Genomic DNA, 23,224 nt, shown 5'->3' with positions numbered 1-23,224 from the left:
CCTGCCCCCGCAACCAAAATCAACAAAATACCATTCAAACCCCGTAGAAAATCTACGGGGTTTTTTGACGTCTATAGCCAAAAATACAAATCAAGCCAGATCCCTACCCGGAAAAGCAATTCCGCGCGGATCCTCCGCGTCGATATTGACCTGCCACTGAGAATTTCCTCCAGAATGGATTAGAGTCCGGCCCAATAAAGGACGGAAGAATGAAGAAGCAGCGATTTACGGATTGGAGGCGAGACACGCGGCTCGCCGGAACCGGATTATTGCGCTGCTGAAGGAGCAGGAGGCAGGCATGGCTGCGAACCAATTCGCGATCTTCAGCTTATCCTGGCCTTGACGAACACGTCGTAGCGCGTGCTTTTGCCGAGTATCTGGTGGGAGGGGTTGGGCAATCCGGCCATTGGGTCTGCACGCAAGGGCCATTTCAGCACAACGCGGTTCTGTGCGGCCTCCAGCGCCACCCGCATTAATTGTTCCGCGTCCGGATCAGTGCCGACGATCTCGCGGATTTGCCGCATTTCCTTCTTGACGAGCGCGCTGTTGCCGCGCGGTGGGTGCATGGGATCAACCAGCACGACCTGCGGCTTGAGTTCGGGCAAGAGCAGGCAGGAATCGCCCAGCAGAAGTGTCATACGTGCGATGGTCTCGGCATAGCGACCGCCTTCTGCGGCCGCACGTTCTAATCCTTCGGAGAGAAGGCCGTGCATCTTTTCGGAGCGCTCGATCAACGTTACTTTGGCCCCCAGCGATGCCAGCAGGAAGGCATCGCGCCCCAGCCCTGCCGTCGCATCGACGATTTGCGGCGTCACATCTCGCGTCAGCCCAGCGGCCTTGGCGAGAGGCTGTCCGCGTCCTTCACCGGAGCGAAACCGGTGACCGACAGCGCCTCCGACGAAATCAACAACCAGTTCCGTCTTATCGATTTTCTGCGACATGGATGCTCTCAGAAGGGGCAGGGTGCAGTAAAGCTCACCGAGCGACCGTCGGGATGCTGGAAAGCCAGTTCTTCCGCGTGCAGCAGCAGGCGCTTTGCGGCAGTAAGGGCTTCGCCTTCGGCGTAGAATTCGTCGCCGAGAATGGCATGGCCGAGCGCTTTCATGTGCACCCGTAGCTGGTGCGTGCGACCTGTGAGAGGAAAAAGCTTTAGCCGGGTTTTGTGTTCGCCCCTATCCATAACCTGCCAGCGTGTCTGCGCGCGCTTGCCGTGATCGTGGTCGACACGATGGCGTGGCTTGTTGTCGGGATCTATCGCCAGAGGCAGATCGATGAGCCCTTCGTCATCTTCGACGCAACCCCAGACTACGGCGACGTATGACTTCGTCACCGTCCGCCTTTCGAACTGCGAGGCGATGGCGGCATGTGCCTGGCGGTTGAGCGACATAAGGACGAGGCCGGATGTCTCCTTGTCGAGACGATTAATCATCTGGGCCTTTGGAAACTGCTCCTGAACGCGCGTTGCGAGACTGTCCGACAAGGCGGGGTGACGTCCGGGCACAGACAGCAGGCCGCTTGGCTTGTCCAGCACGAGAAAGCCAGCATCGCGATGCAGGATCGAGACATAGGGTTCGAGCGGCGGACGATATATGGGCGCAACGTCGGATAACATGGTCATGATAGGCTTCTAGCATGGTTTGAGCGATGCGGAGAAGCGTGCGCTCAATTCTTCTGCGGTGAAGGATATTCGTGCGTCATATGGAGAGGCTTACTGTCGGCGCTACAACCGGTTATGCCGTCAGTATAGTTCCAGCTTGGCAAGGCGAAGCTCTGGCTGATTTTGGGGGCGCCAGTAATCATTCGGCCAGTTTGGTGGCAATTGGCAGTCCCTTCTTTGGCTTCCGTCCGTCCATCAGCTTTCACATTCTTATCTCTTCAGCCGCAGCAGCCCTTTATCTGGAAATTACAGAAATTCGTCTATCAGCATATAATAATATATATGTGTCATAGATCTAAATTATACTCCAATGTTTACTTTGAGTCTGGATTTTTAACCTATAATTAAGCTTGATATACAATTAATCACGCTCACTGAGATTTTATTTTACTTTTCTTTTATGTCACGGGAAGACTGTCCATGACGGCGATTGAGTTGGGAGATGAAGCGACGGATTTTATCCGCCTTCTGTCAAGCCTGCTGTCGCACTGCTTGTTTGCCTTGATAGCTAACTGCCTGTCTCGACGGGCTGTTGATCTTATTTGTACGCTAAAAATCCAATCGGTTCCGCAAACCTGTCGGGCTGGGAGGCCGAAACATGTTTAATTTCATAGATCATCATCGCTGCCGCTTCTCGATGCGTATGATATTGTTGTCTGGTGTCGCCGCGAGCGCAGTGCTTTGCTCTGCCCCTTCATTTGCCGATCCATCGATCACCTACACGGGCGCGGTGAACCCGCCACCGCCGCAGGGAGTGACCAACTGGGATCGGCCGGATGGGGGGCTGCAAGTCGGGGATTCCGACTCAGGTACATTGAACATTATGGGTGGTGCCTCTGTAACCAGTCAAAATTTGCTGATCGGCTACTGGAATCTTTCCGATCCGGCATCTGTTACTGTCGATGGCAAGGGTTCCACTCTTTCTGTGACCACCGGGGGGATCACTATTGGAGATGAGTTCAGTGATAGTGCAACTCTCACTGTCAGTAATGGTGGCCGTGTAGATTCACTGACAGCTGTTGGTAATAACATCGTTGTTGGGGCCGAAGCGGGAAGCACGGGGCACTTGATTATCACGGGTCAGGGGTCGGTGTTTAATGCTCACGACAATGTCATCGCCGTTGGCTATCAAGGGGATGGTGACCTTACGGTTGCCGATGGCGGGCAGGTGACCGGTTACCAACTCTATCTGGGTAATACACAAACCGGCGTAGGCACTGCCACCATTTCCGGTAATGGCTCGGCCTGGAACGGTCAGCACGGCATCTGGGTCGGCCAGTTTGGAACTGGAACACTCAATCTGTCTGACGGCGGCAGCATCAACGACAATTCGTTGCAGATTGCCTATGATACGGGCACGCACGGAACGGTGAATGTCGGTGGTGCAGCCGGAGAAGCCGCTAAGGCTTCCGGTAACCTCAACGTGAACACCATTGTCTTTAACCGAAACGGCGGCGGCAGCACCGGTGTTTTGAACTTCAATACGACGGATGGCACAACTGTTCATGCGGCGATCAGCGGGGTGGGAACCATCAACCAGATCGCCGGTACCACGGTGTTCACCGGCGACAATTCCGCTTTTGCCGGAACGATGAACATAACCGGCGGCGCCTTGCAGCTTGGAAACGGAGGCACGACCGGAAATCTGGCGGTTGATGTCAGTACGGGAACGGATGCAACGCACAAGGGGACACTCGCCTTTGACCGTTCCGATGCTGTGACATTTTCGAATGTAGTCAGTGGGACGGGTTCGCTCGTACAGATGGGAACCGGAACGACCACTCTTACAAAGGACAATTCCTATTCGGGTGGGACGACGATTTCAGGTGGGACTCTGTCGGTTGCGTCTGATGCCAAACTTGGCGATGCGGCTGGCGGCCTGACGCTCAATGGCGGCACCTTGCAGGTGACAGGTACACAGTTTACGTCGACAGCCCGTTCGATGACGCTTGGCGATCAGGGTGGTGGCTTTGACATAGCCGATGCGGGCAATACCTTCACTGTTACGCAACAGTTGACGGGGCAGGGCGCTGTTTGGAAGCGAGGCGACGGTACTCTGGTCCTGTCCGGGGACAACAGCTTTGCCGGTGGTTTGACCGTGGAGGGGGCACTGCAAGGGCTGGTATTGCCGGTCACGCATTGGGTACCGGCCTGTTGACGGTGAAGGATGGCGCGAAAGCCGATCTGGCAAACTTCAACACGGTGACGGGCGGTCTTGCGGGAGCGGGCAACGTTGCCATGGGCAGCGGCAATCTCACCCTCGATCAAGGGTTTGATACGCTGTTCTCCGGTGTGATTGACGGTTCCGGTGCTTTAACCAAAACGGGAACCGGCACCCTGACGCTTGCTGGCGTGAACAGTTACACAGGACAAACCACTGTATCCGGCGGAACCTTGAAACAGGGCGCACAGGGCGCTTTCAATGCGGCCTCCTCGGGCTATGAAGTCACGTCGAACGGTACGCTCGATCTGGGTGGTTATGCTACGTCGCTTGCCAGCCTTGGTAATGCGGGCAATGTCAATTTTGGCGGTTCAGGCGGTGCTGTTCTTAACGTTGCCGGCAACTACACCGGCAATGGCGGCATGATGACAATCAACACCGTTCTGGGTGATGACAGTTCCAAGACCGATATGCTGAAGGTTGGTGGCGATACGTCGGGGGCTACCAAGCTGTATGTGAACAATGTCGGTGGTTCTGGTGCGCAGACCGTCAATGGCATCAAGGTCGTCGATGTGCAGGGCAACTCGAAGGGCACCTTCTCGCTGGCGAACAGCTATACCACCAAGGATGGCCAGCAGGCCGTTGTGGGTGGTGCTTATGCCTATACCTTGCAGCAAGGGGGCACGAATACACCGGCGGATGGGGACTGGTATCTGACCAGCCATGTATCGGGTCCGAATCCTGATCCTGATTGTCAAAACGATAACAGCTGTCCCGCTCCGAAGCCTGAGCCGCGCTATAGCGCCGGTGTTCCGGTCTATGAGGGTTATGTTCAGAATATGCTGGCGCTCAACAAGTTGCCTACACTCCAGCAGCGTGTCGGCAATCGTTACTGGACCGGTGAGAACGGCAACGGTTCCAACAACGGCGGAACGGTGAATGATGTTGGCGTCTGGGCGCGTGTTGAAGGCGCGCACAATCGGCTTGAACCCGACACGTCCACCTCGCGCATGAAGCAGGACATCAACACCTTCATCATGCAGGCCGGTGTTGATGGCCAGTTCTATGAAGGCAAGAATGGCAAGTTGATTGCGGGTATCACTGGGCAATACGGCCATGCGAAGGGCGACGTCTCTTCATTCCATGGCGACGGCGACATCGCCACCGACGCATGGAGCCTTGGTGCAACCACGACATGGTATGGCAATAACGGTTTCTATGTGGATGGTCAGGGACAGGTAACCTGGTTTGATAACGACCTCAATTCGTGGACTGCCAATACCGGTCTCGCCGACGGTCGCAAGGCAACAGGCTATGCGCTCAGTATTGAAGCAGGGCAGCGCCTTGCCATCGACCAGAACTGGTCGCTGACGCCACAGGCACAGCTCATGTACTCGTCAATCGATGCGAATGCGTTCAACGACACATGGGGTAGCCGTGTTAACTTGCACGACGGCGACAGTCTGGTGGGACGTTTGGGCCTTGCAGCGGACTACCGCTCGAACTGGAAGGGCAGCGATGGGCTAATGGTCAATACCAATGTCTATGGTATTGCCAACCTCTATCAGGAATTCCTCGGCGGAACGACGGTCAATGTGTCCGGTGTTGACTTCGAAACGGACAATGACCGAACCTGGGCCGGGATGGGCGCTGGCGGCACCTACGCATGGGCCGACAACAGATACGCTGTCTATGGTGAAGGTTCCATCAACACTTCACTCAACCACTTTGCCGACAGCTATGCTTTCAAGGGCAATATCGGTTTCAAGGCAAGGTGGTAATCATATACCAAGCACGACTTCCCAAAGACAGGCCCCTGGTTCCTGCCGGGGGCGCTTTCGGGAACCAGAGCGAACGGACCTGCATACAATAGGAAACATCTGACCTTCTGGATTATCTGTGCGCTGACCGTGAAGAGTATCGGTGGTCGAAGTCAGCACCTATGCGATCGATGGAGACGAGATCAAACAGACGTAGAGGCGATACATGCGCGGAATGGATAAAGCCTGAAAAGGCGCGCGCAAAAGTAATAGTACAGAAAAAGCGGCCTACGGGCCGCTTTTTTATATGGCTTGCCCTAAACGGCAACCTTGGCATTTGGATTTATCCTTCCGGGCGCGTGGCCTTGCCTTTCAAGCCAAACAGCTTGGCTCCGAACCTGGAGCAAACGAGATAGGCAGATATGCCAAGAGCGATGAACGGGCTGGTCAAGTATAACGTGTTGGCCAATCCGGGATAGGTTGGCTGGATGTTTTGTGCGATTGTCCAAAACAACACAGTCAAAAACAATGTCCAGAAAAAGCCGATTATAATTCTTTTCAAAATAGCCTCCGTCAAAATGGAGGCAAAGTAATTGAGGCGGGCTCTAAAAGGTACCCTCAAAAATTAGACGACTATTATGCCGTCACTTTGCGCAATATGGGGAGTGATGGAAATAACCCCGTAAAAAAACGCATTAGATGAAGCAATGGCGGAGAGGGAGGGATTCGAACCCCCGATGGAGTTGCCCCCATGCCGCATTTCGAGTGCGGTGCTTTCAACCACTCAGCCACCTCTCCGCGTTGTGCAGGACTGTAAAACGACCCTTGAAGAATCGCACAGTAACGAGCATCAATAGCGAATGCCGAGCGTGCAGCGGCTCAATAACGGGCCAGCGCCGATTAGACAAGAGCTAATTTGCATTCCCTTGTGAAAATTCTTGACTTTTCTGGCGCTTCGCACCTATAAGCACCTGACCTTAGGCGTGGGGTGATCCGCGCCTATTGTTTTGATTGCAGATTTCGGGCTTTTCCGGGCTGTTATCTGGGCCAAAAGCCCGCTCATCAACCGACTGATAAAAAGACGGCCCATCACTTCGACGCCAATGTCGTGGCAATGAGAGCCGGACCGAACAACCGAAAGGACAACAAATGTTCGCAGTCATCAAGACCGGTGGCAAGCAGTATCGCGTTGCCGCAAACGACCTCATCAAGGTCGAAAAAGTTGCTGGCGAGGCCGGTGACATCGTAGAATTCGCAGAAGTCCTGATGGTCGGCTCGACCATTGGCGCCCCGACTGTCGCTGGTGCACTCGTCACCGCTGAAGTTGTTGAACAGGGCCGTGCCCGCAAGGTCATCGCGTTCAAGAAGCGTCGCCGTCAGAACTCGAAGCGCACCCGCGGTCATCGTCAGGAACTGACGACTATCCGCATCTCGGAGATCCTCACGGACGGTGCGAAGCCTTCCAAGAAGGCTGCCGAAAAGAAGGCTCCGAAGGCAGGCGCCGCTGAAGGTGAAGCCGCAAAGCCGAAGAAGGCAGCGCCTAAGAAGGCCGCAGCCAAGGCCGAATCGGCTGAGTAAGTAGAGAGATTAAAGGAGAACACCAATGGCACACAAAAAAGCTGGCGGTTCCTCGCGTAACGGTCGCGATTCAGAATCCAAACGCCTTGGCGTGAAGAAGTTCGGCGGCGAAGCTGTGCTCGCCGGCAACATCATCGTGCGCCAACGCGGCACGAAGTGGCATCCGGGCGCCAATGTCGGCCTCGGCAAGGACCACACGATTTTTGCAACCACGAACGGTTCGGTGTCTTTCCGCACGAAAGCCAACGGCCGCACGTACGTGTCGGTTAACCCGATCGCGGAAGCAGCAGAGTAAGCCGGGCACTCTTTAAAGCACCGGCGTCCCATCGGACCCGGTGTAAATGGCAGCCTAGCCAAAAGATCGAAGGGAAGATGGGATCACCATCTTCCCTTTTTGCATTTGAGCGCATCCAGAAAGTGCGAAGCGGTTTTCGGACAAGATGCGCGAAAGAATGAAACGCTCTGGAGGAACGAAAAATGGTTGTCGAAGTTCTGGAAGAAGATTGTTGCGGCGCAAGCAGTAGTGAAAGAAGAGACCGTTATGCCGATCTGTCGCCCGGTGCGGCTCCCGATCTGGCTTATGAACTGGACTGTCCCGTCCTCGTCACTGAAAGGCTGGTCCTGCGCCCGCCGCATGTCGAAGACGTGGATGCGATTTCCTATCTTGCCAATAACGCCCGCGTCTCCAGTATGCTTGCCCGTATGCCGCATCCATACACACGTGAAAACGCCGTCGACTTTGTCGAGCGCGTGCGAAAAGGCGAGATGGGCAATTGCATCTACGCCATCACGCAAGCGGAAACGGGTATCTTCATGGGCTGCTGCGGTATCCATGCGCATAAGCATGGCGAGGGGCTGGAAATCGGCTACTGGCTGGGTGAACCCTACTGGGGGCACGGTTTTGCCACCGAGGCAGCGCACGCCCTGATCGATCTGGCTTTTCGCGCAACCCCCATTGAGCGGCTGCATGTCTCGTGCCGCGCGAGCAATGACAGCTCTCGCCGGGTGATCCACAAGTGCGGGTTCCAGTTCAGCAACATGGGCATGGCGGACTCGCTTGCCGCGGGCAATGTGCCGGTCGAGCGCTATGTCCTGGACAGGCGCACTTGGATCGGGCTGAGAAGCTGGCAGTCGTAATAGAAATAATGGTCCTGCGTGAAACCTTAAGGGATGGCGCAGGACCGATAATCATTCGGGGAATGAAATGATGGATACTCACGCAAGCGCTCGCGACAGGATCGTGGTGCGCGCACTCGAAAAGGGCGATCTGCATCGCTATAGGGCCATAAGATTGAGCGCCTTGCAGCGTGTACCTATGGCTTTCGGTTCGAGTTTTGAAGAAGAAAACGCCTATTCCGACAGTGTGTTCGCGCGCCGTCTGGAACAGGTGGACGGCAATGTGGTTTTCGGTGCCTTCGACGGTGAAAACCTGCTGGGAACGGCAGGCATGTTCCGCCATGATCGCAGGTCCGAGCGTCATCGCGGCACGCTCTGGGGGGTCTATGTCGCTCCCGAAGCGCGCGGATTGGAACTTGGCAAGGCGCTTGTCGGCAAAGTTCTCGACCATGCGGCAACGCAGGTCGTCGTTCTGGATGCCAAGGTGGTGGCCACGAACGAAGCCGCGAAGCGGGTCTATTATGCGCTCGGTTTCAAGACTTACGGTGTCGAACCAAAGTCGCTTTACGTTCAGGGGCAGTATCTGGATCAGGAATTGATCTATATCGATTTCACAGAACCTGCCTGGAGCCGGAATTAAGCTAAAAGCTGCCTCCTCGACTGTTTGCAGGAGGCCGCTTTTGCTGTAATTGCAACACACCACATGCGGGCGCGCGCCCGCATGTAACGATATTCAGGGCTTCTGCCGCCCAAAAGCCCACCAGAGTGCGGGCATCCAAGAAGGTTACGTTCAGATGAAATTTCTCGATCAGGCAAAGATCTACATCCGCTCCGGCAACGGCGGGGCGGGGGCGGTTTCGTTCCGCCGCGAGAAGTTTCTCGAATTCGGCGGTCCAGACGGCGGCGATGGCGGACGCGGCGGCGATGTCTGGGTGGAGGCTGTAAACGGCCTCAACACTTTGATCGACTACCGCTATCAGCAGCATTTTCGGGCCAAGACCGGCATGCACGGCATGGGCCGTAACATGACCGGCGGCAAGGGCGACGACGTTATTCTCAAGGTACCGGTCGGCACGCAGATCTTCGAGGAAGACGACGAAACGCTGATCTGCGACATTACCGAAATCGGCCAGCGCTACCGGCTGGCCAAGGGCGGAAATGGCGGCTTCGGCAATCTGCATTTTACGACTTCGACCAACCGTGCGCCGCGCCGCGCCAATCCTGGACAGGAGGGCATTGAGCGCACCATCTGGCTACGTCTGAAGCTGATCGCCGATGCCGGTCTGGTTGGTCTGCCCAACGCAGGAAAGTCCACTTTCCTCGCAAGCGTTACGGCGGCCAAGCCGAAGATCGCCGATTATCCTTTCACCACGCTGCATCCCAATCTGGGCGTTGCGCGTGTGGATGGCCGCGAATTCGTAATCGCAGATATTCCGGGCCTGATCGAAGGGGCAAGCGAGGGCGTCGGCCTCGGTGACCGGTTCCTTGGCCATGTCGAGCGCACGCGCGTTCTGCTGCATCTGGTTTCAGCGCAGGAAGAAGATGTCGCCAAGGCTTATCAGGTCATTCGCGGCGAGCTGGAAGCCTACGAGCACGGGCTTGCCGAAAAGCCGGAAATCGTTGCGCTATCGCAGATCGATACGCTCGATCCTGAAGCGCGCAAGGCCAAGGTCAAGGCGCTGAAGAAAGCCTGCGGGCGCGAGCCGCTGCTGCTTTCGGCGGTTAGCCATGAAGGTCTGAACGATGCGTTGCGCCAGCTCGCTGCCGTTATTGACCAGAGCCGCGCCGCAGAGGCCGGTACGGCAGAAGCCGAAGAATAAAATTGTGTGCGGCGAGGGGAATGAAGCATGCTGAAAAAACTGAAAGACTATCGCCGCATCGTCGTCAAAATCGGGTCCGCCCTTCTGGTGGATCGCGCAACCGGTCTGAAGCGCGACTGGCTGGAAAGCCTCGGACACGATATTGCAGCGCTGCATCACGCAGGCGTCGAGGTGCTGGTGGTCTCGTCCGGTGCTATTGCACTTGGCCGCACGGTTCTGGGGCTGCCAAAGAAGGCGCTGAAGCTTGAGGAAAGTCAGGCCGCTGCCGCTGCTGGCCAGATCGCGCTCGCCAAGGCCTATGCCGATGTGCTTGGCGGTCATTCCATCCGTTCCGGCCAGATCCTCGTCACGCTTTCCGATACCGAGGAGCGCCGCCGCTATCTCAATGCGCGCGCGACCATCGAGACGCTTCTGAAGCTGAAGGCCGTGCCGGTCATCAACGAGAATGACACGGTGGCGACCACCGAAATCCGCTATGGCGACAATGACCGTTTGGCCGCGCGCGTGGCGACGATGATGGGTGCGGACCTTCTGGTCCTGCTGTCGGATATTGACGGGCTTTATACGGCTCCGCCGCACAAGAACCCGGATGCGCAGTTTCTGCCATTGGTCGAAACAATCACGCCGCAGATCGAGGCCATGGCAGGTGCTGCGGCGTCGGAATTGTCGCGCGGTGGCATGAAGACCAAGCTCGACGCAGGCAAGATCGCCAATGCCGCCGGGACCGCGATGATTATCACCTCGGGCACGCGTTTCGGCCCGCTTTCGGCCATTGATCGCGGAGAACGTGCGACACTGTTTGAACCGGCGCGTGCGCCGGTCAATGCGTGGAAAACCTGGATTTCGGGCAATCTTGAGCCGGCTGGCCGTTTGATGGTGGATGCCGGTGCGGCCAAGGCGCTGAAATCCGGCAAGTCGCTCCTGCCTGCGGGCGTGAAGGAAATCGACGGTCAGTTCGAGCGGGGCGATACGGTTGCGGTGATGAACGAGGACGGGCGCGAGATCGCCCGTGGACTGATCGCCTACGATGCCGAGGATGCGCGCAAGATCGCAGGCCATAAAAGCGATGAGATCAGTGACATTCTTGGCTATGATGCGCGCGCGGCGATGATCCATCGCAACGATCTGGTTGTGCGTGCGGCCAGCAATGCGGAAGCGGTGTAGGGGGAGAGGATATGCTGACCAAGGCAGATACGGCGAACGACATTGCTGCCGTGATGGCGGAAGTAGGGCGCAAGGCGCGCGCTGCCGCAGCGCCCCTTGCAATCGCAACGACCGAACAGAAAAATAAGGCGCTGATTGCCGCTGCCGATGCAATGCTGGAAGCGCGGGCCGATATTCTGGAAGCCAATAGGCTTGATCTGGCCAATGCGGAAAAGAGCGGCATGGCAGCGTCCTTCGTTGACCGTCTGACACTGGATGACAGCCGGATCAAGGCCATCGCCGATGGTATCCGCGCTATTGCTGCCCTGCCTGATCCGGTTGGCGAAGTGATTGCCGAATGGGATCGCCCGAATGGCCTCCATATTGAGCGCGTGCGCACGCCGCTCGGTGTGATTGGCGTCATTTATGAAAGCCGCCCCAATGTAACCGCCGATGCCGGGGCGTTGTGCCTCAAGGCGGGCAATGCTGTCATTCTGCGTGGCGGTTCGGATTCCGCGTATTCGTCGACGGCTATTCACAAGGCGCTGGTCAGGGGGCTTGAAGCCGCTGGCCTGCCTGCCGATGCGATCCAGATCGTGCCGGTGACGGATCGCGCTGCTGTCGGCGAAATGCTGAAAGGCCTTGGCGGCGCGATTGACGTGATCGTGCCACGTGGTGGAAAAAGCCTCGTCGCGCGCGTTCAGTCGGAAGCGCGGGTGCCGGTCTTCGCGCATCTGGAAGGCATCTGCCATCTTTATATCGACAAGTCCGCCGATCTCGACATGGCGCGCAAGATTGCACTCGACGCCAAGATGCGGCGCACCGGCATTTGCGGCGCGGCGGAAACGCTGTTGGTGGATCGCGCTGCGGCTTCGACGCATCTAGTGCCGATCCTTGACGATTTGGCTGCCAAGGGTTGTGAAATTCGCGCGAGCGCGGATGTGCTGGCACTCTATCCGGCGGCGAAACCTGCAACTGAGGAAGACTGGTCGACCGAATATCTCGACGCGATCATTTCCGTTACGCTGGTTGACGGTATTTCGGGTGCGATTAAACACGTCAACCGTTATTCCTCTCATCACACCGAAGCCATCGTGGCGCAGGATGCGGCAGCGGTTGCGCGGTTCTTCAACGAGATCGACTCGGCCATTCTCCTGCACAATGCTTCCACGCAATTTGCGGATGGCGGCGAGTTTGGCATGGGGGCGGAAATCGGCATCGCCACCGGCAAGATGCATGCACGGGGACCGGTCGGCGTAGAGCAGTTGACCTCGTTCAAGTACCGCGTTCGTGGCGACGGGCAGATTCGTGGTTAGATTTGGCATGATCTTATCCGAAAGCCGGTTCCCACTTTTCGGGATCATTCCCTGATGAAATTCGGCTTCGGGCTTTCCGCATTGAAGGAACAATATCCCGGTGTCGCTGCGCATTATCTGCGCATGCCTCATGTTGAGAAAGGCATGGCGGTCGGGCTGTTCGGAGGCTCTTTCAATCCGCCGCATGGCGGGCATGCGTTGGTGGCGGAAATCGCAATCCGGCGGCTGAAGCTTGACCAGCTCTGGTGGATGGTGACACCCGGCAACCCGCTGAAGGATAGTCGCGAACTGGCGCCGCTCGCCGACCGGCTGAAACTGAGTGAGGAAATCGCATCCGATCCGCGCATCAAGGTGACAGCTCTCGAAGCGGCCTTCAATGTACGCTATACAGCGGATACGCTGGCGCTCATTCGCGATGCCAATCCCGGCGTCCATTTTGTCTGGGTAATGGGGGCGGACAATCTCGCATCCTTCCACCGCTGGCAGCGATGGCGCGAGATCGCGCAGAACTTTCCGATTGCGGTTATCGACCGGCCGGGGTCGACACTGGCCTATCTGTCATCACGCATGGCACAGACGTTTTCCGACAGCCGCATTGATGAACAATATGCGCCGATGCTGGCGCGGCGCACACCTCCGGCCTGGACCTTCATCCATGGGCCGCGTTCGTCGCTCTCCTCCAGCGCAATCCGCAAATCCCGCACAGTATCTTGATAGTCTCATGATGATTTCGACAAGATATATGCAAAATGGTCGAATAAACTGAAAAAGTGAACGGGTTGGAAAAGCCGATACACTTGAAACAAAACGGGGACTCTGCCTATTTTAGGGAGTGTGGTGCTTATAACTGCCACACTGCGTTGTTCTGCCGAGAAAGGGAATACACTGAGAACAGCAATTGAGAAGAAGGCTCATCACGCGCCTTCAACGGTCAGGATGGACGAGTCCAATCTCGTGTCCCAGACCTTCGACGCGGCCTTGGCCAGTCTCGAAAACTCCAAGGCGGAATCCATCATCCCCATCGACATTCGCGGAAGATCAACGATCGGCGATTTTATGATCGTCGCGTCGGGCCGTTCGCATCGTCATGTGACGGCGGTTGCCGACCATCTCCTGCAGGCCCTGCGTGAAGCAGGCTGCAAGGATATACGGGTCGAAGGTCTCGAGAGTGGCGACTGGGTTCTCATCGATACCGGCGATATCATCGTCCATATCTTCCGACCGGAAGTCCGTGACTTCTACAATATCGAGAAGATCTGGCTCGATGAAGGTTTCGACGACGAAAGAGCGCTGGAAACGGTGCATTGAACAGGCCGTAAGAGAGCGTCATGCGTGTGAGTGTTTTTGCCGTGGGCCGGATGAAAGCCGGCCCCGAACGGGAATTGGTCGACCGCTATTTCGACCGGTTTTCAAAAGCTGGACCGCCATTGGGACTTGAATTTGCCGGTGTGAGCGAAATTCCCGAAAGCCGGGGCCAGACGGCAGAGTTGCGCAAGGCTGAAGAAGCCCAGCGCATTCACGAAGCGCTTGATAATGGTGCGGCGCTAATCCTGCTTGACGAGCGCGGCAAGGCGCTCGGCTCGGAGGCTTTTGCGTCCAAGATTGGGCGAATGCGGGACGATGGCAAGCGTCAGCTCATCGTCGCCATCGGCGGGCCGGACGGCCACGATCCGGCATTGCGGTCACGCGCCGATCTCGTTCTGGCGCTGGGCGAACTGACGTGGCCGCACCAGATCGCCCGCATCCTGATTGCCGAACAGCTTTACCGCGCCGCCACCATTCTGGCAGGCCATCCCTATCATCGGTCCTGAAATGCGTAATGCAGGCGCACGCAGCCGCGGTCAAGCGTCTTCGCGCTGAGAAGAACGGGGCTTACCTTGAAGCCGACAGCCGGAAATAGCGGTATGCCGCCGCCGATGACCTCCGGCATGAGGTAGATTTCGATCTCATCAAGTGCGCCGCGTTCCAGAAATGCCATTTGCAATCGCCCGCCGCCGAGCATCCAGACATCGCCATCGTCGAGTGCCCGCAATTCTGCGATCAGCGCATCGATGTCGTGGCGGATTTCAAGCGGCCCCTTCGGATTCTCGATGGGTCGCGACGTGACGACTATGGTTCTCTGGTCGCCATAGGCCCAGGGCGTATCGCTTTCGGCGATGAAGTCATAGGTTCCCCTGCCCATGACAACGGTACGAATTGCCTTGATGAAGGTACGGTAATCATGCTCTCCCATATCTCCGCCGTCATATTTAAACAGCCAGTCAAGATTTCCGTCTTCGGCGGCAATAAACCCGTCGAGACTGGCGGCGATGTAGCCGACAATCCGTGCCATGATGATGAACTCTCCTATTGATTTATAAATGAATATATGTTTATATATTAAGCATGGCAAGAACCAAATCCGTACCCGATGAGGCAGTGCTCGACCGGTTGATGGCTGTTGTGGCGGAGGTAGGACCCGAGGGACTGACCTTCGCGCGGGCGGCAAAGGCGGCCGGGCTTTCGGCTGCAACGCTTGTCCAGCGTTACGGCAACAGCCAATCCATGCTTGAAGCTGTGCTGCTGCGGGCGTGGGATCAGCTTGATGCGGCAACGCGTACTGCAGATGAAAACACAGCTCTGACGCCGCGAGGTGCGATAGATCTGCTGATGGCGCTCATGTCTTCTGATACTGCTGAATATAACGCCACAGATGGATTGCTTCTTCTGCGTGAAGACATTCGTAACCCGGTCTTGCGGGCTCGGGGTGCGGCATGGGGACTATATCTGGCGGGGGCGCTCGGACGGCGGCTCTGCTGCGACGCGACAAAGGCCAATCGTCTCGGCTGGCAGATGGCAAGCATCTGGCAGGGGGCGCATATCTGGTGGGCTTTCACGCGCACCGAGCCACCGGAAATTGCGATCCGGCGGGCGCTGGTAGAGTGGCTGGAGGCGACTGGACACGCCCGTTCGCTCGATCACCGGTCTTAACGCTGTTCATTATCTTGACAATAGGCTGAAATCTTAGGATTGCTCCCGGCAGGAAATGCATTTCATTGGGCATAATGCATTATTTTATAAGAACTAACTGAAGTGCTTGGGGCCGGAATTGAGCAGACCTACCATTATAACGCTGTCGACCATTCCGCCGCGTTTTAGTCTTTTGAAGCCAACGCTTTTGTCGCTTCTGTCGCAAAAGCTGAAAGCCGAGGAAATCCGCCTTTATATTCCCCACAAGTACAGGCGGTTTCCTGATTGGGATGGACGCTTGCCCGAAGTACCAGATGGCATAACAATCGTCCGCTGCATGGAAGATCTCGGACCTGCCACCAAGGTTCTGCCAGCCGCCCGTGATCTCAAGGGGCGGGACGTGGATATTCTGTTCTGCGACGACGACAAGATTTATGACGCCAACTGGCATCAGCGGTTCAAGGCTGAAGCTGCGCGCAAGCCGGGCCATTGCATCATAGAGGTTGGAGAAACATTTCCTGATATTGCCGATGCGGGCCGTCCCGCCGACCGGCTTCCGCGCAGCCGCTGGAAGCCCAAGGACTATAAATACAGAATGAAGCGTATTGCTTCCCTGTTTCTGTACAAGCCGGACCGAAGCATGCCCGGCTATGCTGACCAGATTTCCGGCTTTGCCGGTGTCCTCGTTCGTCCGGAGTGGTTCGATGAGCTGTTCTACGATATTCCCGACATTATGTGGACCGTTGATGACCCCTGGATTTCCGGCCATCTTGAAAGATGCGGCGTTCCGATCTGGGTGATCGGCCAGAATTGCCGCCGCGCCGAAGGTAAGGGAAGCGGGGTGAGTGCACTTCTGAACCATGTTGAGGACGGGCAGGATCGCGTGCACGCCGACCTGTTGGTGATTGACTATTTCCGACAGAACCACGGCATCTGGAGAAAGACCGAAACGATCGATGAAAAAGCAGTGCTTCGCACCACATCGATGCGTGAAATGATGCGGCGTAGAAAAGCCGAGCTCGGTTTGATCGAATCCTAAGAAGGGGCCGCAGGGGCTTATTGGCTGCACTTTCTAATTTGGTGTGCATTCATCGAGAGGGAAGCACCGGGTTCGGCATTGCAGTTGGCGGGTTTATGGTTGATGCTTCGTTAACGGGTTCGGGCTAGTTTCGGCTCTGAATTTGGCCTTGTTTCGTCCTGATAGAACACGCATGTACCCTGTATGCCTTTTTAAAAGATCACGACTGCCTGCATGCGTGCAGGCTGGCCCTCTTTTGGCAGGGCTTGCCCTTGTTGGCGCGCTTTGTTGTGTGCAGCCGGTCTTCGCGCAGGATGCCCTCCAGCAGCAGCGCGATCAGGCGGCAAGCGAGTATGAAAAGCTTAGCAGCGAGCTAACCGTCACCGGCGACACGCTGAAGCAGCTTGAGGACGAGGTGGCCGCGCTCAAGAAAGATCAGACCACCATCACCGCAGCACTGATCCAGTCGGCCAAGACCGACAAGAAGTTGCAGCAGGATATTGCAGACATTGCCGACAAACTGATTGCGCTGCGCGAGCAGGAAGACGGCATTCGCTCGTCGCTTCGCGCACGACGTGGTGTTTTGGCGGAAGTGCTGGCCGCCTTGCAGCGCATGGGGCTGAACCCGCCGCCTGCCATACTGGTGCGGCCCGACGATGCACTTGCTTCGGTGCGCAGCGCAGTTCTTCTGGGGGCTGTCGTGCCCGAAATGCGCGAGCAGGTGGAAGAGCTGACCGGTGATCTGAAAGATATGCAGCGGGTGACGGCCTCCATCCGGCAAGAGCAGGAAAAGCTGAAGACAGCGCGCACGGTTCAGGCCGAAGAACAGAAACGGCAATCACTTCTTCTTGAGGAGAAGAAGAAATTGCAGGCGCAATCGGAACAGGAAATCGAGGCGCAGCGCAAGCGTTCGGAGGAACTGGCAGCCAAGGCGGGTAGCCTGAAAGACCTTATCGACGGGCTCGACAAGCAGATGACGGGTGTACGCGACGCCGCCGAAGCGGCCCGCAAGGCAGAGGCGGAGCGACTTGCTGCCGCGAGGGAAAGGGCCGGAGAAGCGATGCCCGGCGACAATCATCTGCGGGCCCAGATCGATTTTGCATCCTTGCGGGGCAAGCTCGTGCTGCCTGCGGCTGGCAAGACGGTGCGCCGCTTTGGCGAGAAGGACGGCGTTGGTGGCTCCATGATGGGGCAGGTGGTCGAAACCTTGCCTTCTGCCACGATTACGTCACCTTCCGATGGCGTGATACTTTATGCGGGCACATTCCGCTCCTACGGTCAGCTCTTGATACTCGATGCGGGCAATGGATATCATGTCGTCATGGCTGGCATGGGTCGAATCGACGTATCACAAGGCCAGTTTGTACTTGCAGGAGAGCCGGTCGGTGCAATGGGAGAAAAACTTCTGGCAAGTGTTGCACCGATAGAGGTGGGCAATGGTGCGCCATTGCTTTACATTGAATTTCGAAAGGATGGAAAACCCGTCGATCCCGCCCCTTGGTGGGCCGAACGGCTTTCTGGAAGGACGTGAAAATGATACGTAAACTATCGCTGCTGTTCGCCGGGGCCCTTCTGGGGGCGTCAGCCATGGTGATGGTCCAGGGTGCGCCGGCTTCCACCGCTTTTGCGGCAGGGAAAGATAGCGATGTCTACAAGGAACTGGCCCTTTTCGGTGATATTTTTGAACGGGTGCGCGCGCAATATGTGACGCCGCCGGACGACAAGAAGCTCGTCGAAAGCGCGATCAACGGCATGTTGACCTCGCTCGATCCCCATTCTTCCTATCTCAACCCGGAAGCCGCACAGGACATGCGCGTGCAGACCAAGGGTGAGTTCGGCGGTCTCGGCATTGAAGTGACGATGGACAACGATCTGGTGAAGGTAATTGCGCCGATTGACGATACGCCCGCTTCCAAGGCCGGCGTGCTGGCAGGCGATCTCATCACCAAGATTGACGGGCAGGAAGTCCGCGGGCTTTCGCTGACCGATGCGGTTGACAAGATGCGCGGTGAAATCGGTTCGTCGATCGAGCTGACCATCCAGCGTCAGGGTGTCGACAAGCCGATCACGCTTAAGATCGCTCGCGCCGTCATCAAGGTGAAGGCCGTTCGCTATCGCGCCGAGAACGATGTCGGTTATCTGCGCGTCATCTCCTTCACCGAACAGACGTCGGAAGACTTGAAGAAGGCGATCAAGGATATTCAGGACAAGATTCCCGCCGATAAACTCAAGGGCTATGTGCTGGATCTCCGCCTCAATCCGGGCGGTCTGCTCGATCAGGCTGTGGCCGTTTCCGACGCCTTCCTCGACAAGGGTGAAGTTGTCTCGACCCGTGGCCGCGATCCGCAGGATGTGACCCGCTTCGATGCGCGCAAGGGCGATCTGACAAACGGTAAGCCGGTTATCGTTCTTATCAACGGCGGCTCGGCCAGCGCCTCGGAAATCGTTGCCGGTGCGCTTCAGGATCATCGCCGCGCCACCGTGCTCGGTACACAGTCCTTCGGCAAGGGCTCGGTACAGACGATCATTCCGCTTGGCGAAAACGGCTCTCTGCGCCTGACGACGGCGCTTTATTACACGCCGTCCGGCAAGTCGATCCAGGGCAAGGGTATCACGCCTGACATCAAGGTTGATCAGCCTTTGCCGCCGGACCTGAAGGGTGAAGACGTCGTTCGTGGCGAATCTGAACTCAAGGGTCACATCAAGGGCACTGCCGAAGATGACAACGGCTCCGGTTCGTCGGCTTATGTCCCGGCTGATCCGAAGGAGGATATCCAGCTCAACGAAGCCTTCAAGCTCCTGCGTGGCGAAGTGGCGAATGCCGCATTCCCGCCGGATCCGAAGAAGGGCGTATTGAACTGATCGCTCAATGCTGGATCTGAACAGCCCGCTAGGACTGGACAAGAAACCGCAAAAGCGCGGGAGCGTAAGCTCCCGCGCTTTTCGTTCTTCCATGGTTGGCCTTGCCATTCTTGGCGGGCTTTGCCTTGCCGGGGGCGCGGTGTTTGCCATCTGGCAGAGCAACTTGGCGGCTTTTCGCAAAACGGAAACCGCCGCTATGCAACCGGCGCAAGCCGATGCGCCAGCCGCCGGGACCGAAGTGAAACCCACCACCGGTAACACGCCGCCGCCCGGCAGCGCACTGCGCGGGACAAGCACTCGCTCGGGACCTGCCATCATCAAGGTCACGCCGGACATGCCACATGTCTCTGCCGGTATGGCGGAAGGCAATGTGGTGGTGATACAGAACACGCATCAACCCGGACAGGATAAGCGCGTTGCCCATCTGCCGGAACAGGCGCTGGTCGAGCAAAGCCCCGCCGGTCCGCTTCCGGTGCGTGGGACGGACGGCCTGCGTCCGATGGATGCTTACGCGGCCGGATGGTCTGGCGCGCGCGGCGCACGGGTGGCCCTGGTCATTGGCGGTCTCGGACTGTCACAGACCGGCAGCATGGAGGCGGTCGAGAAGCTGCCGCCGGAAATCACACTCGGATTTGCACCACAGGGCAACAGTTTGCAGCGCTGGATGCAGGCAGCCCGGCAAAACGGTCATGAACTTGTGCTGCAATTGCCGATGGAGCCTTTTGACTATCCGCGCGTCAACCCCGGTCGCAATACGCTGACGGTGGATGATGGGCCTAAGAAAAATCAGGCTTCCTTGCTGTGGGCCCTGTCGCGGATGACCAATTATGCCGGTGTGATGAATTACATGGGCGCGCGTTTTACATCCGAAACGGAAGTCTTTTCGCCGGTTCTTGGCGAGATCGGAAAGCGCGGCCTCTATTATCTTGACGACGGAACTTCGGCGCGCAGCCAGGCCGACAGGATCGCCGGAAGTGAAGCGGTGCCTTTTGCGGCAGCGGATATTCTGATCGATGCGGAGCAGGAGCGCGGCGCGATCCTCAATCGCCTTGACGAGCTGGAACGAACCGCGCGCGCCAATGGTAGCGCCATCGGCACCGGCTCGGCCTTCGCGGTGACTGTCGATGCAGTTGCGGAATGGTCAAATGAGGTCAAGAAGCGCGGCATCGAAATAGTGCCGGTGTCGGCGCTGGTCCGCGATCCTGAACGGCAATAACATATCATGGAGAATGTCATGTCGAAACATAAAGGCCCTGTCGATCCTGAAAGCCTGCCTTATCGTCCCTGCGTCGGGCTGATGGTGCTGAACGGGGCCGGTCTGGTCTGGGCTGGCCGCCGTATTGTCATCCCCGGCGACGAGATGGACGGCGCGACCCAGCTCTGGCAGATGCCGCAGGGCGGTATCGACAAGGGCGAGGAGCCGGTCGAGGCCGCGATCCGCGAACTTTACGAGGAAACCGGCATGAAGTCGGTATCGCTGCTCGAAGAAGCGTCAGACTGGATCAATTACGACCTGCCGCCGCATCTGGTCGGCCAGGCGCTCAAGGGTAAGTATCGCGGCCAGACGCAGAAGTGGTTTGCCTATCGCTTCGAGGGTGATGAGAGCGAAATCGCCATCAACCCGCCCCCCGGCGGCCATACAGCCGAATTCGACCGCTGGGAATGGAAGCCGATGGCCGATCTGCCCGGGCTGATCGTGCCGTTCAAGCGCAAGGTCTACGAGGAAGTCGTTGCGGTTTTCCGGCATCTAGCGGCCTGATTTAACAGGGGGATGCGTCCGCGCCCCCTTGTGCCGCCGCCCAACATATAGTCAACTCGCTGCAGGCGCACCAACCGGTTGCGTTGTGAGAGGGAGAAAAACGCATGGATGTTGGAAGTCTTCTCGTATTTCTTTTTGTGGGTCTTATCGCCGGCTGGCTGGCGGGCAAGGTTGTGCAGGGCGGCGGTTTCGGCCTGATCGGCAACATCATCGTTGGCGTGATTGGCGCATTCTTTGCAGGGTGGCTGCTGCCGCGTCTTGGATTCTCCGTCGGCGGAGGCATTGTCGCCTCGATCGTCAATGCCTTCATCGGCGCGGCCATCCTCCTGATAATCCTGCGCATCGTTAAACGCGCCTGACTTGTAAATATTCTTCTGAACAGGCCCGGCTTCCCGAAAGCCGGGTTTCTTGATTTTGAAGTTCAATCCCATGACACCGAATTCCAAACTTTCGCTCGGTCTGGTTCTCACGGCATCGGCTGGTTTCGTTGATGCGATTGCTTTCCTGCAACTGGGCGGTTTTTTCGCATCATTCATGAGCGGCAACACCACGCAGCTCGGTGTGGCGCTGGCGGGGCAGCCCGGTGTGCAGGGCGAGGTGCTGGTCTGGTTTCCCGCTGTCCTGATCGTGCTGTTCTTCTCTGGCGCCTTCTTCGGCACGCTGGTGGTGCGTGCTTACGGGCGCTGGGGCAGCCTCTATGTAATGGCGAGTGTGGTGGCGATCCTGTTGCTGGTCGGTGTGCTGCGGCGCGAGGGTGCATTGCTGGTCCAGCCGGTATTGCTGCTTGCCGCAGCCATGGGCGCGCAGAACGCAGCGGTGCAGCCCATAGGCGCGGCGCGTCTCGGCGTGACCTATGTGACCGGTACGCTCTTCAACGCCGCCGCCGATCTCGCCTGTTCACTGCGCGGTGAAACGCCGAAATGGCGATGGCTGCAGCATGTGGCGGTCTGGCTGTCCCTGATGCTGGGCGCGGTCGGTGGCGGTCTTGGTCACTATTTCATCGGGCTCGACGCCTTGTTCGTTCCGGCTGCGATGATCGTCGGCGTTATGATCGCCTATATGCGGCTCAATTGATTTAGCTGAACAGCGACTTTTCGCTTTCCACCAGTTCGGAAATCAGGGCCGATATGGCGGTGACGCGCCGCAGTGTGCGGGCGGATTCGTGATAGGCAAGCCAGTAGGCGCGACGGATCACCCGGTCCGGCAGAATGGGCACGAGATCGGGATCAGCCCGGGCGATGAAGGCGTGAAGAATGCCGATGCCCGCACCAGCTCGTACGGCCTCGACCTGCCCAAGCGCGCTGGACACTTCAAAAGCCGGCTTCCAGTCGCGGCTGATTTCCGGCGCATAGGCCAGCGATGGATTGATGACGAGATCTTCCACATAGCCGATGAGCCGGTGCCGGACGAGATCCTCGGCATTTTCCGGCGTGCCGTTTGCCTCCAGATAGCTGCGATGCGCATAGAGACCGAGCGTGTAATCGACGAGCCTTCGCGCGATCAGCCTGCCTTGTTCCGGGCGTTCGACCGTAATGGCGATGTCGGCCTCGCGTCGTGACAGCGAAAAGGAGCGTGGCACGGGCACAAGCTGAATTGTCAGGTCCGGGTATTTCTGTGTCAGCCGCGCCAGACGGGGCGCCAGGAAATTGACCCCGAACCCGTCTGGCGCGCCGATGCGTACCGTGCCGGAAACGGCAATATCGGCATTGCCCACATGCGAGCGGGCGGAAAGCATTTCGGCTTCCATGCGTTCGGCGGCAAGCAGAAATTCCTCGCCTGCCTGCGTCAGAGTCGAGCCGTTGGTGCGGCGCGTCAAAAGTGTGGTGGAGAGCGCGGTTTCAAGCGCGGTCAGCCGCCGTGCGACGGTGGTGTGGTTAAGGCCAAGCCTCTTGGCTGCGCCCAGAATCTGGCCGGAACGAGCAACAGCCAGAAAAATGCGAATATCATCCCAGTTCATGGTTTCATCCGTACTACAAAAAACGCACAACGGATACGCTTTTCCATGTCTTGCAATCACGAATTTGCAGAGTCAAGATGGCGTCAACGATGGGAGTCGTGTGGCTCCTCAAAGCGACCATCAGGGAG

At 57.6% G+C, this 23,224-nt stretch carries 24 protein-coding genes and 1 tRNA gene; 20 read left to right on the top strand and 5 right to left on the bottom strand.

The window, feature by feature from the left end; genetic code table 11:
• Nucleotides 1-323: 323 nt before the first annotated feature.
• Together FJQ48_RS03880 and FJQ48_RS03875 are read right to left on the bottom strand one after the other, a co-directional pair.
• The gene (locus FJQ48_RS03880) at nt 324-941 is read right to left on the bottom strand and encodes a class I SAM-dependent methyltransferase (RefSeq protein WP_139973878.1); all 618 of its coding nucleotides are present in this window, start codon (nt 939-941) and stop codon (nt 324-326) included.
• 8 nt (nt 942-949) lie between these two features.
• Entirely contained in the window at nt 950-1,612 is a 663-nt protein-coding gene (locus FJQ48_RS03875) for a pseudouridine synthase (protein ID WP_180350109.1), read from the bottom strand.
• 643 nt (nt 1,613-2,255) lie between these two features.
• Here FJQ48_RS03875 and FJQ48_RS22650 point away from each other — a divergent pair.
• Together FJQ48_RS22650 and FJQ48_RS22645 are read left to right on the top strand one after the other, a co-directional pair.
• Nucleotides 2,256-3,815: an autotransporter-associated beta strand repeat-containing protein gene (locus tag FJQ48_RS22650; RefSeq protein WP_247870290.1), complete on the top strand. Its 1,560-nt coding sequence runs from the start codon at nt 2,256-2,258 to the stop codon at nt 3,813-3,815.
• Nucleotides 3,816-3,817: 2 nt separating this feature from the next.
• Entirely contained in the window at nt 3,818-5,599 is a 1,782-nt protein-coding gene (locus FJQ48_RS22645) for an autotransporter outer membrane beta-barrel domain-containing protein (RefSeq protein WP_247870292.1), read from the top strand.
• Between the two features lie 687 nt (nt 5,600-6,286).
• Here the strand turns inward: FJQ48_RS22645 and FJQ48_RS03865 are convergent.
• Nucleotides 6,287-6,376: transfer RNA gene (locus FJQ48_RS03865), tRNA-Ser, on the bottom strand.
• A 351-nt stretch (nt 6,377-6,727) separates the two neighbouring features.
• Between FJQ48_RS03865 and rplU the strand changes: the two genes are divergently transcribed.
• The 10 genes from rplU (at nt 6,728) to rlmH (ending at nt 14,362) form a co-directional block, all read left to right on the top strand.
• Entirely contained in the window at nt 6,728-7,156 is a 429-nt protein-coding gene (rplU, locus tag FJQ48_RS03860) for a 50S ribosomal protein L21 (RefSeq protein WP_139973876.1), read from the top strand.
• Nucleotides 7,157-7,181: 25 nt separating this feature from the next.
• Nucleotides 7,182-7,451, top strand: a complete 270-nt coding sequence (gene rpmA / locus FJQ48_RS03855; RefSeq protein ID WP_109369860.1) for a 50S ribosomal protein L27 — start codon at nt 7,182-7,184, stop codon at nt 7,449-7,451.
• A 182-nt stretch (nt 7,452-7,633) separates the two neighbouring features.
• A complete protein-coding gene (locus tag FJQ48_RS03850) occupies nt 7,634-8,293 on the top strand; it encodes a GNAT family N-acetyltransferase (RefSeq protein ID WP_139973875.1) in 660 nt (219 codons plus the stop codon).
• A 67-nt stretch (nt 8,294-8,360) separates the two neighbouring features.
• Nucleotides 8,361-8,912, top strand: coding sequence for a GNAT family N-acetyltransferase (locus FJQ48_RS03845; protein WP_139973874.1), 552 nt, complete (start codon nt 8,361-8,363; stop codon nt 8,910-8,912).
• A 154-nt stretch (nt 8,913-9,066) separates the two neighbouring features.
• A complete protein-coding gene (obgE, locus tag FJQ48_RS03840) occupies nt 9,067-10,092 on the top strand; it encodes a GTPase ObgE (protein ID WP_139973873.1) in 1,026 nt (341 codons plus the stop codon).
• A gap of 27 nt (nt 10,093-10,119) precedes the next feature.
• Entirely contained in the window at nt 10,120-11,256 is a 1,137-nt protein-coding gene (gene proB / locus FJQ48_RS03835; protein WP_139973872.1) for a glutamate 5-kinase, read from the top strand.
• Between the two features lie 11 nt (nt 11,257-11,267).
• Nucleotides 11,268-12,551 carry a glutamate-5-semialdehyde dehydrogenase gene (locus FJQ48_RS03830; RefSeq protein ID WP_139973871.1) on the top strand — a complete coding sequence of 428 codons (1,284 nt, stop codon included), beginning with the start codon at nt 11,268-11,270 and terminating at the stop codon, nt 12,549-12,551.
• A gap of 54 nt (nt 12,552-12,605) precedes the next feature.
• Complete coding sequence (locus FJQ48_RS03825; RefSeq protein WP_139973870.1) at nt 12,606-13,265, top strand: nicotinate-nucleotide adenylyltransferase; 660 nt, start codon at nt 12,606-12,608, stop codon at nt 13,263-13,265.
• A 222-nt stretch (nt 13,266-13,487) separates the two neighbouring features.
• Nucleotides 13,488-13,859, top strand: coding sequence for a ribosome silencing factor (rsfS, locus tag FJQ48_RS03820; protein WP_139973898.1), 372 nt, complete (start codon nt 13,488-13,490; stop codon nt 13,857-13,859).
• A gap of 20 nt (nt 13,860-13,879) precedes the next feature.
• A complete protein-coding gene (gene rlmH, locus FJQ48_RS03815) occupies nt 13,880-14,362 on the top strand; it encodes a 23S rRNA (pseudouridine(1915)-N(3))-methyltransferase RlmH (protein ID WP_139973869.1) in 483 nt (160 codons plus the stop codon).
• On the opposite strand, the gene FJQ48_RS03810 is transcribed toward rlmH, so the two are convergent.
• Entirely contained in the window at nt 14,350-14,883 is a 534-nt protein-coding gene (locus FJQ48_RS03810) for a dihydrofolate reductase family protein (protein ID WP_139973868.1), read from the bottom strand. The genes rlmH and FJQ48_RS03810 overlap by 13 nt on opposite strands.
• Before the next feature lie 53 nt (nt 14,884-14,936).
• On the opposite strand from FJQ48_RS03810, the gene FJQ48_RS03805 reads away from it, so the two are divergent.
• The 8 genes from FJQ48_RS03805 (at nt 14,937) to FJQ48_RS03770 (ending at nt 22,213) form a co-directional block, all read left to right on the top strand.
• Nucleotides 14,937-15,521, top strand: coding sequence for a TetR/AcrR family transcriptional regulator (locus tag FJQ48_RS03805; RefSeq protein WP_139973867.1), 585 nt, complete (start codon nt 14,937-14,939; stop codon nt 15,519-15,521).
• 118 nt (nt 15,522-15,639) lie between these two features.
• Complete coding sequence (locus FJQ48_RS03800) at nt 15,640-16,539, top strand: glycosyltransferase family 2 protein (RefSeq protein ID WP_139973866.1); 900 nt, start codon at nt 15,640-15,642, stop codon at nt 16,537-16,539.
• A gap of 172 nt (nt 16,540-16,711) precedes the next feature.
• Nucleotides 16,712-18,049, top strand: a complete 1,338-nt coding sequence (locus FJQ48_RS03795; RefSeq protein WP_139973865.1) for a murein hydrolase activator EnvC — start codon at nt 16,712-16,714, stop codon at nt 18,047-18,049.
• A gap of 2 nt (nt 18,050-18,051) precedes the next feature.
• The gene (locus FJQ48_RS03790; RefSeq protein WP_139973864.1) at nt 18,052-19,380 is read left to right on the top strand and encodes a S41 family peptidase; all 1,329 of its coding nucleotides are present in this window, start codon (nt 18,052-18,054) and stop codon (nt 19,378-19,380) included.
• Between the two features lie 7 nt (nt 19,381-19,387).
• Nucleotides 19,388-20,596: a divergent polysaccharide deacetylase family protein gene (locus FJQ48_RS03785; RefSeq protein WP_139973863.1), complete on the top strand. Its 1,209-nt coding sequence runs from the start codon at nt 19,388-19,390 to the stop codon at nt 20,594-20,596.
• 18 nt (nt 20,597-20,614) lie between these two features.
• Nucleotides 20,615-21,139, top strand: coding sequence for an RNA pyrophosphohydrolase (locus tag FJQ48_RS03780; RefSeq protein WP_139973862.1), 525 nt, complete (start codon nt 20,615-20,617; stop codon nt 21,137-21,139).
• Nucleotides 21,140-21,243: 104 nt separating this feature from the next.
• Nucleotides 21,244-21,498 carry a GlsB/YeaQ/YmgE family stress response membrane protein gene (locus FJQ48_RS03775; RefSeq protein WP_104757418.1) on the top strand — a complete coding sequence of 85 codons (255 nt, stop codon included), beginning with the start codon at nt 21,244-21,246 and terminating at the stop codon, nt 21,496-21,498.
• Between the two features lie 70 nt (nt 21,499-21,568).
• The gene (locus FJQ48_RS03770) at nt 21,569-22,213 is read left to right on the top strand and encodes a YoaK family protein (protein ID WP_139973861.1); all 645 of its coding nucleotides are present in this window, start codon (nt 21,569-21,571) and stop codon (nt 22,211-22,213) included.
• Nucleotide 22,214: 1 nt separating this feature from the next.
• Here FJQ48_RS03770 and FJQ48_RS03765 read toward each other — a convergent pair whose 3' ends face one another.
• The gene (locus FJQ48_RS03765) at nt 22,215-23,096 is read right to left on the bottom strand and encodes a LysR family transcriptional regulator (protein WP_139973860.1); all 882 of its coding nucleotides are present in this window, start codon (nt 23,094-23,096) and stop codon (nt 22,215-22,217) included.
• Nucleotides 23,097-23,224 lie beyond the last annotated feature (128 nt).

Origin of the sequence: Ochrobactrum sp. CGA5, assembly GCF_006345815.1 — a bacterium.
Lineage (GTDB): Bacteria > Pseudomonadota > Alphaproteobacteria > Rhizobiales > Rhizobiaceae > Brucella.
Note: the sequence above shows the minus strand (reverse complement) of the source record. Positions and strands in the feature narration are given on the sequence as shown.